Genomic DNA, 12,988 nt, shown 5'->3' with positions numbered 1-12,988 from the left:
CATGACATCCACCCCGACCCGGCCCGCGGAGCTCCGGCCGACCGGACCGGACGTCCCCGCGGTGTCCGCCGCGGCGGCACCGGGCGCACTGGGCCGGCGCGCAGTGGCCGCCCTGTCCTTCCGGAACATCGGCGCCGTCTACGTGTGGCTGCTGATCGCCGTGCTCTTCTCCGTGTGGGCGCCGGACACGTTCCCGACCGTCACCACGGTCAAGCAGGTCCTCAACGGCAACGCCGTCGCCGGGCTGGTCGCGCTCAGCGTCGTCCTTCCGCTGGCCGCACGCGTCTTCGACCTGTCGGTCGCCTTCACCATGTCCCTCACCAGTGTGCTGACCGCCTACTTCATGGTCACCACCGGTCTCGGCGCCGGCACCGCGATCGCCCTGGCGATGACCGCCGCCCTGCTGATCGGGCTGATCAACGGAATCGTGGTCGTGGTGCTGCGGGTCGACTCGTTCATCGCGACTCTGGCCACCGGCGCACTGATCCAGTCCCTGATCACCATGGTCACCAACGACAGCTCCATCACCGGCGTGAAGCTGCTGGCCAAGCCGTTCGCGAGCATCGCCCAGCTCGACGCGGGCGGCATCACGCTGCCGGTGCTGTATCTGGTCCTCGCCGCGACGGCCATCTGGTTCCTGCTGGAACACACCGCCACCGGACGCCGGTTGTACGCGACCGGCTTCAACGCGGACGCGGCACGGCTGCAGGGCGTACGCACCGACCGGCTGCGATTCCTGACCCTGGTGGCGTCCGCGCTGCTCTCCGGTCTCGCCGGAGTCGTCTTCGTGTCCTCCGTGGGATCCGGGTCGCCGACCGCGGGAACGCCGTACCTGCTGTCGGCCTACGCGGCGGCCTTCGTCGGTGCGACCCAACTGCGCGCGGGCCGCTTCAACGCCTGGGGCACCGTGATCGCGGTGCTCCTGCTCGGCACCGGCATCACCGGGCTCGGGCTCGCCACCAGCGCGCAGTGGGCCGCGAGCCTGTTCACCGGCTCGGTCCTGATCGTCGCGCTCGTCCTCACGGGCGGCCGGATCGCGCTGCCGGCCGTGCTTCGCCGTCGGAAGCCGGGTGGCGTCGCCGAGGCTCCCAGAGTGCCCGCCCCGGACCAGGAGGCCTGACATGAAGGCGATTCAGTACCGCGCCGTGGGCAGCGCCCCGGAGGTCGTCGAGGTTGCGATGCCCGAGCCGGGACCGGGCCAGGTGCTGCTGAAGGTCACGGCCGCCGGGCTGTGCCACTCGGACCTGGCGGTCATGAGCTGGCCGGAGGAACAGTTCCCCTACCCGCTGCCGATGACGCTCGGTCACGAGGGTGTCGGCATCGTCGCGGCCCTGGGCAGCGGGGCCACCGGCGTGTCCGAGGGCGAGGAGGTGGCGGTGTACGGCCCATGGGGCTGTGGCCGCTGCCGCAAGTGCGCCGAGGGCAAGGAGAACTGCTGCCCGCACGCCGCCGGCCTCGGCATCATGCCGCCCGGGCTCGGCTCGCCGGGCGCTCTCGCGGAGTACATGGTGGTGGACTCGCCGCGCCATCTGGTGCCGCTGAACGGGCTGGACCCGGTTCAGGCCGCCCCGCTCACGGACGCCGGCCTGACGCCGTACCACGCGATCCGCGCGTCCCTGCCCAAGCTCGTGCCGGGCAGTACGGCGGTGGTGATCGGCGTCGGTGGCCTGGGCCATCTCGCGGTACAGCTGTTGCGTGCCCTGACGCCGGCCCGGGTGGTCGCGCTCGATGTCAGCAAGGAGAAACTGGAGCTCGCGCAGTCCGTCGGCGCGCACGAGACGCTCCTCTCCGACGGCGAGGCGGCGGCCCGGGTGCGGGAGCTGACCGGCGGCATCGGGGCCGAGGTGGTGCTGGACTTCGTGGGGGCCGAGGCGACGCTCGCGGTGGCCGCCGCGGCGGTGGCGATGGAGGGCGATGTGACCGTCGTCGGCATCGGGGGAGGCACGCTCGCGGTCGGCTTCGGCGGTGGTCTGCCGTTCGAGGTGTCCGCCTCCGCGCCCTACTGGGGCAGCCGGGGTGAGCTCATCGACGTGGTCGAACTCGCGCGGCGGGGACTTGTCTCCTCCCACGTGCAGACCTTCTCGATCGAGGACGCCCCGCTGGCGTACGAGCGCCTGCACGCGGGGGAGATCAACGGCCGTGCGGTCGTGCTGCCCCACGGGTGAACGGGGGGTCCCGACCTTTGGGGGCTCCGCCCCCAAACCCCCGCTCCTCAAACGCCGGAGGGGCTGATTTCAGCCCCTCCGGCGTTTGAGGACGAGCGCGAAGCGCGACATGGGGGTCTGGGGGCGAAGCCCCCAGGGACGGGAAGGGGGCGGCGGGGGCGAGATCCTAGGGCTGCGCCCGCTCGCCCACCATCCGCTCCACGCAGCGCCCGAGCACCGTCAGGAACTCCGGCGTCTCCCAGGGCCCCTGGTCCACCCGCCCGGTGTCGTCCACGCCCAGGTCCTGCACGTCGTACCGGCCACGGCAATGCCCGAGGGTGAAGTAACAGACCTCGCCCAGCCCGTGCCGCTTCAGGTACAGGACAGGACGGGGCTCCTCGTCGAGCGCAGCCGAGTCACCCTCGGCGAACCCGCGGCACGGCCCCGTGTACTCGGCGTGCAGCAGCACCTCAAGCTCCCCGTGCAGCTCGCACACGTACAGCTCGTCGGTCACCGTGAACGGCTCGACGCCGGCGACCAGCGGATGCTCCGGCCGGGTCACCCGTACCTCGTACGGCTCGATCGGCGGGTGGGCCAGGAACTGGCTGCCGAGCACCCCGGCCAGTTCCCCGAGGAGCCGGGGCGTCGTGAAGACCCTCGGCCCACCGTCGGCCGGCGCCTCGATCACCGAGTTGGTGCCGTGCAGGGCGAGCCAGCGCCCACCCCGCGCCACGAACCGTGCCAGCGCGTCCCGTTGGGACGGGCGGGGCCGCACATCGCAGGTGTAGGTGACCAGCAGGTCGGCCTGCTCCAGTGCCGGCAGGCAGTCGTAGTCCTGATGGACGGTGGTGCGCACCCGGGGGTGCTCACCCAGCATCTGAAGCAGCCTCAGCCGCGCGTAGTCGAAGTCGTGCCACCTCCCGCCGCATACCAGCACGGCGTCCAGGCGGCCGGCCGGGCCCGCCACGACTCAGTACTGGACGCGGGTGAGCAGCCCGCCGTCCACCACGAGGTTGACTCCCACGCAGAAGGAGCCGGTACGGCCCAGCAGGAACGCCACTGCCGCGGCCACGTCCTCCGCGGTGCCGTAGCGGCCGATCGGCAGCTTGGCGAGGACCTCCTCGTACACCTCCGGGCGGCTGGTGCGGATGGTCTCCCAGGCGCCGCCGGGGAAGTCGATGGGTCCGGGCGAGACGGTGTTGACGCGGATGCCCTTCGGGGCGAGCGCGTGGGCGAGGGCGGAGGCGTGCTGGACGACGGCCGCCTTCAGGGCGGAGTACGAGTTCGCTCCGGCCGGGCGGGCGGTGTCGGACGCGTTGGTGGTGCCGATGGCCACGACAGCGGCCCGGTCGGAGGCCTCCAGATACGGCAGGGCCGCCTCGACGAGTCCCGCGAACGGGATCAGGTCGCCGCGCAGGCTGGCCTCCCACGACTCGGGGCCCTTGACGTTGCCCGCCGAGACGTTGGAGACCAGCAGGTCCAGTCCGCCGAGTTCGGCGGCCGCCCGCTCCACGAAGCCCGCGAGGGCGGCCGGGTCGGTGACGTCGACCGGTTCGGCGAACACGGTCGCTCCCTCGCCGCGCAGTTCGGCGGCGGCCTTGGCCAGCGCCTCCTCACCACGGGCGCACAGCGCCAGGGCGCAGCCCTCGGCGGCGAGGGTTCCCGCAATGGCCCGGCCGATGCCCCGGCTCGCACCGGTCACCAGCGCGTTCGCACCTGTCAGTCCCAGATCCATCGATGTCACTCCTCGGTCGTTGCGGGTGTCGTTGTTGCGGATGTCGCTTGTTGCGGATGTCGCTAGTTACGGGTGTTCGCCGTTGCGGGTGGTGTCCACCCGCGGCTCAGTTGCCGGACAGTTCGGAGAACGGCACCTTGTCGACCCGCGGCTCCCCCGGCAGCTTCAGCACCCGCTCGCCGATCAGGTTGCGCTGGATCTGGTCGGTGCCTCCGGCCAGCCGGTAGCCGGGGGCGCCGAGCAGGTGCTCGGTCCAGGCGAAGGTGCCGGGCTCGCCGGTGTCGGCGCTGATGCGGGCGCCCATCAGTTCGGCGGCCACCTGTCCGGTGCGGGTGAGCAGATCGGAGGCCATGAGCTTGGTCAGCGAGGCCTCGGGTCCCGGCCGTCCGCCGGCCGCGCTCGCCCGGGCGACGCGGTCCACGGTGGCGGCGCGCAGCGCGCTGCGCACGTACAGGTCGGCGAGCCGCTGGCGTACCAACGGATCCCCGGTCCGGTTCAGCGAGCGGGCGAGGGCGAGTACGTCGTCGAAGGTGCCGCCCTTGCGCCGGTTCCCGGAGCCGGAGGCGGTGCGCTCGAAGGCGAGGGTGGCGTTGGCCACCTCCCAGCCCTGGCCGGGGCGGCCGATCCGCAGTCCGTCGGGCACGCGTACGCCGCTGAGGAACACCTCGTTGAAGGAGGCGCCGCCGCTCATCTGGCGGATCGGGCGGATCTCCACACCCGGGCTGTCCATGGGGACCAGGAAGGCGGTGATGCCGGCCTGCTTGACGACGTCCGGGTCGGTACGGGCGAGCAGCAGGCCGTACTCGGCGAACTGGGCCCCCGAGGTCCACACCTTCTGGCCGTCGATCACCCAGTCCTCGCCGTCCCGGCGGGCGCGGGTGCGCAGGGCGGCCAGGTCGGAGCCGGCACCGGGTTCGCTGAAGAGCTGGCAGGCCAGCAGGTCCGTACGGAGAAAGGCGCGGGCGTAGGTCTCGCGCTGCTCCGGGGTCCCGAACAGGGAGACCGACATGGCGACCAGCCGCACGGTGACGCTGATCAGCTCGGTGGACGGCGGTACGTCGAACGCCGACTCCTCCTGTGCGAAGAGGGCCGCGTGGGCGGCGGTCAGCCCCTGGCCGCCGTTCTCCTCGGGGAGGGTGAGGGCCTGGTAGCCGGCCTCGTGCCGGGCGCGTTGGTAGGCGCGGCAGCGGTCGAGCAGCTGTCGCTCCTCCTCGTCCGTGAGGTTGTGGAACACGGCGAGATCGGCGGCGGTGTGACCGGTGGTCTCCGCTGCCCGTCGGGGGTGGAGGGTCGCGGTCAGCCACTGCCGGACCTCGCCCCGCCACTCGTCCACGTTCGGTTGGGGCATGGTGACCTCCTCGGCACACGGGTCCAGACGGCACTTACCAGATGACTGCTTCAGTAAGGGAGACTCGGATCAGAGCTGCACACCTGCCCAACAAGGGTGGGTGCCTCCGTCTCGGGTCAGAGTGTTCCGTACTTTCTTGATAAACGCTACAGTCTTGGCGTCGCCTCTCCCGCTGCCCGGCCGCTGGGCAGACGGGGTGCACCCGGTGGAGCGAGGGAGAGGGCGAACCAGGAGCGCCGGAGGATCCATGTCCCTACAGCCACTCGACCTGCGTGCCCGCGAACTGCCGAACGCGACCGCACTGGCCGACGACGAGGAAAGCCTGTCCTGGTCCGGACTGGCCGACCAGGTGGCACGCCTGTCCGGGCGCTTCCTGGAGGTCGCGCCCGAGCCGGCGGACCGGGTCGCCGTCCTGGGCGACAACGCCGTGGCCACGCTGGTGGCCCATCTGGCCGGTCTGCGGGCCGGCGTCGGGACGGTGGCCGTCTCCCGGCAGCTGACCGCCCGGGAGCTGGTCGACCTGCTCACCGACGCTGGTGCGAAGGCGGTGATCAGCGGACCGGCGGGCGAGTCGGCCGCCCGGCAGGCGGGCGCGGAACTCGGCCTCCCCGTCGTCGTCCACGGGACGCCGGCCAAGGACGGCGCCCTGGACTGGACCCAGTGGCTGGCCGAGGCGGAGCCGGTGCCGGTGCCCCTCGGCCGCCCCGCCCGCCCGCCGTTGGTCTACACGTCGGGCACCACGGGACGCGCCCGCGGCACCGAGGTGCGCTGGGTGCAGGGCCCGGTGCCGGACAGCGCCGCCTACCTGGAGGCAGTGGCCGCCCGGCCCGGCTTCCCCCCGGGACCGCACCTGGTGTGCGGCCCGCTCCAGCACAACGGGCCGCTCACCTCACTGCGCCACCTCGCGGCCGGCCAGCCGGTGGTGATCCTCGGCCGATTCGACGCGGAGTCCTTCCTGCACCGGGTGGAGCGATGGCGGGTCACCTCCTCGGTGATGGTGCCGACCCACTTCACCCGCCTGCTGGCCCTGTCGGCGGAGGTACGCGAACGCTACGACGTCTCCAGCCTGATCCAGGTCGCGCACACCGGCTCCGCGTGCCCTCCGGAGGTGAAGCGCGCCATGATCGACTGGTTCGGTCCGGTGCTGACCGAGTCGTACGGAGCCAGCGAAGCGGGCACGGTCGCGCGCATCAACAGCACCGAGTGGCTGGAGCACCCCGGTTCGGTGGGACGCGTCCAGTCACCCTTCGACGTCCTGGTGACCGGCGACGACGGCCGCCCGCTGCCCGCCGGGGAGCTCGGGCTGCTGGCCTTCCGGGCTCCGGAGGGCCGCGGCGTGCGCTACCACGCGGACGAGGAGAAGACCAAGGCCGCCTACGTCGCGCCCGGCGTCTTCACCCTCGGTGACATCGGCTTTGTCGACCCGGACGGCTACATCTTCATCACCGACCGGGCCTCGGACGTCGTGGTCTCCGGCGGGGTGAACCTGTATCCGGCGGAGAGCGAGGCGGTGCTGCGCGAGCACCCGCAGGTCGCCGAGGTCGCGGTCATCGGCGTGCCCGACCCGGACTTCGGTGAATCGCTGCGGGCCCTGGTCGTCGTGACCGACGGACCCGGGCCGGCCGACGGCGAACTGCACACGTTCTGCCGCGAGCGGCTGGCCGCGTACAAGTGCCCGAAGACCTACGAGGTCGTCCCGGAACTCCTTCGCAACGCCATGGGCAAGCTCGACAAGCGGGCGATGCGCCGCCCCTACTGGGACTCCGACCGAACGATCGCCGGCTGAGCACCGCTGCCACCCCCTGACCCCTCACACGTACTCACTCCTCGTGCGAACTCACTCTCGTACGAACTCACTCGTACGCATGCCGAAGGACCCTTCATGACGGAACTCCTGCTCGTCCGGCACGGCCTCCCCCGCGCAGGCGTGTTCGACCCGGGCCTGTCGCCCGAGGGCATCGCCCAGGCCGAGCGCCTGGCCCCCTGGCTGGCCGCCGAGGGCATCGACGCCCTCTACGTCAGCCCCTACCAGCGTGCCCGTGAGACGGCGGCGCCCCTCGAACGGCTGACGGGCATGACCGCCGCCGTACTGGAGGACCTGCGCGAGTGGGACACCGACGTCTCGCACCCCTATACGCCGCCGGAGCAGATCAACGCGGACGACCCCCGTTCGGTGGCGCTGGCCGAGGGACGCTACGAGGACTTCGTACCGGACCTGGACTGGGACGCCTTCCGGGCGAGGGCGGTGGGCGCCATGAACACCATGCTGGACGCCCACCCCGGACAGCGGATCGCGGCCGTGTGCCACGGCGGGATCACCAACACCTATCTCGCGACGGTGCTCGACATACCCCGGATGTTCTGGTTCCACCCCGGTTACACCTCCGTCAGCAGGGTGCGGCGGATGCCCGGGGGACGGATCGTTCTGCACTCGGTGAACGAGACCGCCCACCTGGTCGCGGAACGTTCCGTCGACGCCGTCCTCTGACCCACCCACACCCACAGGAGGTCCCGGACATGCCCGGATCCGTCATCGTCGCCGGAGCGAGAACGCCCGTCGGCAAGCTCATGGGCGGGCTGAGCAGCCTGTCCGCCGCAGACCTCGGCGCCCACGCCATACGCGCCGCGCTGTCAGCGGCGCTGCTGGACCCCGCCGACGTGGAGGCCGTCGTGATGGGCCATGTCGTCCAGGCCGGGGCGGGCCCCAACACGGCCCGGCAGGCCGCGGTGGCCGCCGGCATCCCCTTCTCCGTCCCGGCGAGCACCGTCAACAAGCTGTGCCTGTCCGGGCTGCACGCCATCGCCCTGGCCGATCTCATGATCGCCTCGGGGCGCCACGAGGTGGTCGTGGCGGGCGGCATGGAGTCCATGTCCGGGGCCCCGCACCTGCTGCGCGGGTCCCGCACGGGGTGGAAGTACGGGGCGGCGACCGTCGAGGACGCGCTCGACCGGGACGCGCTGACCTGTGCCTTCGACGGGGTGTCCATGGGTGCGGCCACCGAGCGCTACCAGCGGCCCTTCGCGTTCACGCGTGCGGAGCAGGACGAGTACAGCGCGCTCTCGCACGAGCGGGCCCACCGCGCCCAGGAGTCGGGCGCGTTCGCCGCGGAGATCGCCCCGGTCACGGTGACCGGGCGACGGGGCGAGACGGTCGTGGCGGCCGACGAGGGCATCCGGCCGCAGAGCACCGCGGAGAACCTGGGGCGCCTGAGGCCGGCCTTCTCCCCCGAAGGCACGATCACCGCGGGCAACGCCTCACAGCTGTCCGACGGAGCCGCGGCCGTCGTCGTGATGAGCGCGGACCGCGCCCGCCGGGAGGGTCTGACACCGCTCGCCGAGATCGGCGCCTACGGCACCGTGGCGGGCCCCGACCCCTCGCTGCTCGTGCAGCCGGCCGGGGCGGTCCGCGACGCGCTGGAACGCGACGGCCGGCTGAAGGCCGCCGACCTCGACCTCTTCGAGATCAACGAGGCGTTCGCCGGGGTCGCCCTGGCCTCCGTACGCGAACTCGGCGTCCCCCTGGAGAAGGTGAACGTCAACGGCGGAGCGATCGCCCTCGGTCATCCGGTCGGCATGACCGGCGCCCGGCTCGTCCTGACCCTCGCCCAGGAACTTCTCCGACGCGGCGGAGGCACCGGGGCCGCCGCGCTCTGCGGAGGCGGCGGCCAGGGCGACGCACTGCTGCTGCACGTACCGGGCGTCTGAGGTTCCTGACCTCCCGCCCTCGTCCCCCACCCGTACGAGACTCAGGTTGACGCACATGACCAACCCACCGCTCCAGGTCCTCCGGGGCACCGAGGCACCGCGGTCCCAGCCGGACCCCAGCGAAACAACCCTCGTCGTGGACGCCCGCATCGAGGCCGCCGACGGTGTCGTCTCGCTCGTCCTGCGGGCCCCGGACGGCGAACCGCTCCCCACCTGGGCGCCGGGTGCCCACATCGACGTGCTGCTGGACAACGGCCTCATCCGTCAGTACTCGCTGTGCGGAGACCCCTCCGACGAGGCGGCCTGGCAGATCGCGGTGCTGCGCGAACCGGACGGCCGCGGTGGTTCGTCGTACGTCCACGACCGTCTCGGCGAGGGCTCGGCCCTGCGGGTGCGCGGGCCGCGGAACAACTTCCCCCTCCGCGCGGCCGAGCACCATCTCTTCATCGCCGGAGGGGTCGGGATCACCGCGATCCTGCCGATGGTGGAGGCCGCCGAGGCCGCGGGGGCGGACTGGCGCCTGTTGTACGGCGGCCGCACCCGCGGGTCCATGGCGTTCGTGGACCGCCTGGAGGGTTACGGGGACCGGGTGCTGATCCGGCCGCAGGACACCTACGGCCTGCTGGACCTGGCCACCTTCATCGGCTCGCCCCGCGAGGGCACGCTGGTGCACGCCTGCGGTCCGGAGCCGCTGCTTCGGGCCGCGCAGGAGCAGTGTGCGGGCTGGCCCTCCGGGACCCTTGGCATCGAGCGGTTCGCCCCGGTCCGCCCGCCGGCGGTCGAGGTGGCTCCGGCCGGCGCCTTCGAGGTGGTGCTCAGCCGGTCGGGCCGCACGCTCACCGTCCCGCCGGACCGCTCGGTGCTCGAAGTGGCGGAGGAGGCGGGTGTCCCGGTGCTGTTCTCCTGCCGGGAAGGCACTTGCGGCACCTGTGAGACGGACGTGCTGGAGGGCACCCCGGACCACCGGGACTCCCTGCTCGACGAGGACGAGCGCGCCGCGGGCGAGACCATGCTGATCTGCGTCTCGCGTTCGTGCGGGCCCCGGCTGGTGCTCGACCTCTGATCCCGGACCGGATCCTCGGATTCCCGGCGCTTCACTACGGAGGTGGTCAGGCCGGCGTGCTGATGAGCTCGTCGGTGACCCACCGTGCGACGTCGGCGGGGTAGGGCGCCGGCATCCGAGGACGATGTGCCGGAATCCGGCGGCTGTCGCGTCACCGATGGCGGCCCGCGACATCGCGGGACTACGCCGACCGCGCTGACTCCCGTGAGCTCGCTCAACTCTCAGCCGGCATGGGCATGGGGCAGTTCGCCGGAAAACCGGCGATGAGACCGGCCTCTCATGCCGGCTTGCGCACCATGTACACGTCGACCGGGTCCTCGGACTCGACAGTGAACCCGTGGCGCACATACAGGCTTCGGGCCGGACTGCCCTGCAGTACGTTCAGCCGGACAAGGACCCGGTCGCGGTCGCACCACCCCAACAGCTCGCGCAGCACACCCGAACCGATACCGCTGCCCTGCAGATGCGGCGCCAGATAGAAATGCTCCAGCCAGTGAGCGTCGTTGGCCGGCCGCAGCGCCACACAGCCGGCGAACACGCCGCCCACCTCGATCACCCAGGTGTACGCGGGGTCGAACCCGTCGCGCAGTCGTTGCCGCACTCGATGCTCGTCGTACCGACCGAGCCGTTCCAGGTCCGCCCGTAACACCACGGCGCGCAATTCGGCCACTGCCTCGACGTCCGCCGGCGACGCCGGCCGGATTTCCCAGTCCGCCATGATCGCCACGCTACTGGCGCGGGGCATCCGCCTGGGCCTCCCTCCGACTCGCTCAGGACGCGGACTCCGGCTGAACCGGGCCATGCCAGTTCAGTGCCTGCGTCACCTGGTGCTGCGTTTCTTCGGCCACCTGACGAGCTTCCGCCACGGCATCCCCGCGTTCACGCACCAAGCTCTCGTACACGGGCAGGTGATCGTTCTCGGCTGAGTTGGGTGTCATAGCGCTGATCCTTCTCGGTGTTGTGGTTCTGGGCCGCTTGACCAGGCCCGAAGTCCTGGGCGGCGCAGGGAAGTCGTCGTGCACTCGCACGTTTTCACTGGACATGCGGTCATTCGCGGTTGAGCCGTGCGGCGATCCCGTGTCCCACCAGCACATAAAGCAGTGCGGGCAGGCCGTAATTGAGGAGGACACGAAGGCCCTCTGTGTCCACGGTGAAAACATCCTGCGACCACCAGGCCAGCCGATCTGCCGTGCCATGCACGAACTCCACGAACACATTGGCTTCGTTGGCCCCGAGCAGATGGAGCAGAATCCACAGGCCCAGGAAGCAGGCGGCGATGTCAGCGACCGTCTGGACAGCCAGGGCCGCGCGTCGTGTGACGGTCCGGTCCTGCTGGGGGTGACGCGGCGGCCGGGTCGAGGGCTGGTCGTAGGACTGGTATCCGGACATCGGGTCGGGATTGCTCACGTGTTTCCCATCTGACGCATGATCGTGCAAGGCGGAGTACAGCGCTGTTTTCCGCGCCCCGAGCGCGACTCGCCGCACGGGTCCGTTTACGTCTGCGTCAGGCATCGGCCGCCGTGTTACACGCCCGCGAGATATTCAGAATTCGGGCACAAGTGCTGCGACTTTCCCACTGAATGTGCGAGCGAGGTGTTCTTCTCAGGTGGCTGAATCCAGGTTCCGGACGGCGACCAGACGTAACTGATCGGCGGTGTTGCCGTGATCCTGACGGCGGTGCGCGCCAGGCACGTTGACCGGTTGGTCCGCTGCAGAGGGGCCGTGGCCTCTTCGCCGTTCACGCCGCGAGGACAGGCGCCGTCGCCATGGGCGGGGTCACGGGCAGGTCATCCACGGCCTCCACGTCATCCGGTCATCGACGGGGCTCGCCTCACGAACCGACGGGCCGCGCCGACTCGGCCCCCACCGCACCCACGCGTAAACCGCCAGAATCCCTGCACGAGCCTCACGCTGTCTGCACATTGCCTTTCGAAGGCGTCGTTAGTGTTACTGAACGCTCGATTCCACGTGCGAACGTGACCGGGCCGTGACCCCTTGTCGGGTCGACGGCATGCCGACTCAGGAAGACCGCAGATGGACTACTGCTCCACGTGCCGCAGGCATCTCAATGGCGCCCTGGTGTGCCCCGGGTGCGGCGCCTACGCGCCGGACATCGCTCCGGCCATCGCCGACGGTCACATCGACCGGGGTCTGTTCGCCTCGGCGATGACGGGTGCGGCAGATGCGTCGGAGTCCGCGGCCTGGGACACGCGGCACGAGGGCCGACTTGGTGGCGGTGTGGACGAGGCGGCGGGCGGCGGCGACCTGGAGAGGGTCCCGCAGACCACCGAGACCGGTGATCTCGAAGGCGTGCCGGCCGTGCCGCAGGGGCGGGCGGCACGGCGTCGCCAGCGTGCCCGGTGGAAGAAGAACCAACGCCGGGCCGTGGTCGCGACCGCCGTCGCGCTCGTCGGCGGCGGCCTGACCCTGGCCTCGACGCACCGGCAGTCCAGCGACCGGGCGCACACGGCCACAGCGGCGACGGACCCGGGAACGAGTGCCGTCGAACAGCAGGCGGCGCAGGACGCGCGATCGACATCGGCGGAGCCGGACGCACACCGTTCCTCGCCCACGCCGCCCACACACTCGCCCGTGCCCGGCCTTCCGCACCGGGAGTACGCCACCTCGTCGCTGCCCACCACGCCGTCGAACGTGCAGCCGGACGCCGCTGCTCCTCCTCGTACGGCGACGCCTGCGGCCCCGCAGCCACAGTCCGCCGCGACGGCGTCCGACCGCACCGACACCGCCGACACGGCCGACACGGCCGACACGGCGCCTGCGCAGACGCCCGCACCCGCCGCCACCGACGGCACGGACTCGGGGACAACACCGGCGAATACGGAGCCGGCCGCGACCTCGCCGTCACAGATCTGCCTCCTCGTGCTGTGCGTGGGCTGACCACGCTCGGCCCAGGCATGCGGAACCCACACCCGCCACCGTGATCCGCAGGTCGAGGTGGAGGGCTTGTGGCGGGCACCCAGCACCCGTCCGGG

General features: G+C 71.6%; 12 protein-coding genes. 7 read left to right on the top strand and 5 right to left on the bottom strand.

The features are described from left to right. The first annotated feature begins 1 nt into the window (after position 1). Positions 2-1,120, top strand: a complete 1,119-nt coding sequence (locus tag KUM49_RS19315; protein ID WP_217238098.1) for an ABC transporter permease — start codon at positions 2-4, stop codon at positions 1,118-1,120. 1 nt (position 1,121) lies between these two features. Then, complete coding sequence (locus tag KUM49_RS19310) at positions 1,122-2,165, top strand: NAD(P)-dependent alcohol dehydrogenase (protein WP_217238097.1); 1,044 nt, start codon at positions 1,122-1,124, stop codon at positions 2,163-2,165. Positions 2,166-2,331: 166 nt separating this feature from the next. On the opposite strand, the gene KUM49_RS19305 is transcribed toward KUM49_RS19310, so the two are convergent. The 3 genes from KUM49_RS19305 to KUM49_RS19295 all read right to left on the bottom strand — a co-directional run bounded on the left by KUM49_RS19305 (position 2,332) and on the right by KUM49_RS19295 (position 5,227). Then, positions 2,332-3,111 carry a ThuA domain-containing protein gene (locus KUM49_RS19305; RefSeq protein WP_217238096.1) on the bottom strand — a complete coding sequence of 260 codons (780 nt, stop codon included), beginning with the start codon at positions 3,109-3,111 and terminating at the stop codon, positions 2,332-2,334. Positions 3,112-3,114: 3 nt separating this feature from the next. After that, positions 3,115-3,879, bottom strand: a complete 765-nt coding sequence (locus tag KUM49_RS19300) for an SDR family NAD(P)-dependent oxidoreductase (RefSeq protein ID WP_217238095.1) — start codon at positions 3,877-3,879, stop codon at positions 3,115-3,117. A 106-nt stretch (positions 3,880-3,985) separates the two neighbouring features. After that, the gene (locus KUM49_RS19295; protein ID WP_217238094.1) at positions 3,986-5,227 is read right to left on the bottom strand and encodes an acyl-CoA dehydrogenase family protein; all 1,242 of its coding nucleotides are present in this window, start codon (positions 5,225-5,227) and stop codon (positions 3,986-3,988) included. A gap of 247 nt (positions 5,228-5,474) precedes the next feature. Here KUM49_RS19295 and KUM49_RS19290 point away from each other — a divergent pair, with 247 nt between their 5' ends. The 4 genes from KUM49_RS19290 to KUM49_RS19275 all read left to right on the top strand — a co-directional run bounded on the left by KUM49_RS19290 (position 5,475) and on the right by KUM49_RS19275 (position 9,995). Then, positions 5,475-7,013, top strand: a complete 1,539-nt coding sequence (locus KUM49_RS19290; RefSeq protein WP_217238093.1) for an AMP-binding protein — start codon at positions 5,475-5,477, stop codon at positions 7,011-7,013. 96 nt (positions 7,014-7,109) lie between these two features. Next, positions 7,110-7,715, top strand: coding sequence for a histidine phosphatase family protein (locus tag KUM49_RS19285; protein WP_217238092.1), 606 nt, complete (start codon positions 7,110-7,112; stop codon positions 7,713-7,715). A 29-nt stretch (positions 7,716-7,744) separates the two neighbouring features. Further along, positions 7,745-8,932, top strand: a complete 1,188-nt coding sequence (locus tag KUM49_RS19280) for an acetyl-CoA C-acetyltransferase (protein WP_217238091.1) — start codon at positions 7,745-7,747, stop codon at positions 8,930-8,932. Between the two features lie 55 nt (positions 8,933-8,987). Then, positions 8,988-9,995, top strand: coding sequence for a PDR/VanB family oxidoreductase (locus KUM49_RS19275; protein WP_217238090.1), 1,008 nt, complete (start codon positions 8,988-8,990; stop codon positions 9,993-9,995). Between the two features lie 277 nt (positions 9,996-10,272). On the opposite strand, the gene KUM49_RS19270 is transcribed toward KUM49_RS19275, so the two are convergent. Both KUM49_RS19270 and KUM49_RS19265 read right to left on the bottom strand, forming a co-directional pair. After that, positions 10,273-10,713 (bottom strand): GNAT family N-acetyltransferase, encoded by a 441-nt coding sequence (locus KUM49_RS19270; RefSeq protein ID WP_217238089.1) that lies wholly within the window; start codon positions 10,711-10,713, stop codon positions 10,273-10,275. Between the two features lie 329 nt (positions 10,714-11,042). Beyond that, positions 11,043-11,402 (bottom strand): hypothetical protein, encoded by a 360-nt coding sequence (locus KUM49_RS19265; protein ID WP_217238088.1) that lies wholly within the window; start codon positions 11,400-11,402, stop codon positions 11,043-11,045. Between the two features lie 627 nt (positions 11,403-12,029). Here KUM49_RS19265 and KUM49_RS19260 point away from each other — a divergent pair. After that, positions 12,030-12,893: a hypothetical protein gene (locus tag KUM49_RS19260; protein ID WP_217238087.1), complete on the top strand. Its 864-nt coding sequence runs from the start codon at positions 12,030-12,032 to the stop codon at positions 12,891-12,893. Positions 12,894-12,988 lie beyond the last annotated feature (95 nt).

It is taken from the genome of Streptomyces sp. AC555_RSS877, assembly GCF_019049245.1.
Classification (GTDB): Bacteria; Actinomycetota; Actinomycetes; order Streptomycetales; family Streptomycetaceae; genus Streptomyces.
Note: the sequence above shows the minus strand (reverse complement) of the source record. Positions and strands in the feature narration are given on the sequence as shown.

Excerpts from the sequence above, each read along its gene's own strand:
- KUM49_RS19310 (WP_217238097.1), top strand. The coding sequence starts at position 1,122 with ATGAAGGCGATTCAGTACCGCGCCGTGGGCAGCGCCCCGGAGGTCGTC.
- KUM49_RS19300 (WP_217238095.1), bottom strand. The coding sequence starts at position 3,879 with ATGGATCTGGGACTGACAGGTGCGAACGCGCTGGTGACCGGTGCGAGC.
- KUM49_RS19290 (WP_217238093.1), top strand. The coding sequence starts at position 5,475 with ATGTCCCTACAGCCACTCGACCTGCGTGCCCGCGAACTGCCGAACGCG.
- KUM49_RS19285 (WP_217238092.1), top strand. The coding sequence starts at position 7,110 with ATGACGGAACTCCTGCTCGTCCGGCACGGCCTCCCCCGCGCAGGCGTG.
- KUM49_RS19260 (WP_217238087.1), top strand. The coding sequence starts at position 12,030 with ATGGACTACTGCTCCACGTGCCGCAGGCATCTCAATGGCGCCCTGGTG.
- KUM49_RS19270 (WP_217238089.1), bottom strand. The coding sequence starts at position 10,713 with ATGGCGGACTGGGAAATCCGGCCGGCGTCGCCGGCGGACGTCGAGGCA.
- KUM49_RS19280 (WP_217238091.1), top strand. The coding sequence starts at position 7,745 with ATGCCCGGATCCGTCATCGTCGCCGGAGCGAGAACGCCCGTCGGCAAG.
- KUM49_RS19295 (WP_217238094.1), bottom strand. The coding sequence starts at position 5,227 with ATGCCCCAACCGAACGTGGACGAGTGGCGGGGCGAGGTCCGGCAGTGG.
- KUM49_RS19315 (WP_217238098.1), top strand. The coding sequence starts at position 2 with ATGACATCCACCCCGACCCGGCCCGCGGAGCTCCGGCCGACCGGACCG.
- KUM49_RS19275 (WP_217238090.1), top strand. The coding sequence starts at position 8,988 with ATGACCAACCCACCGCTCCAGGTCCTCCGGGGCACCGAGGCACCGCGG.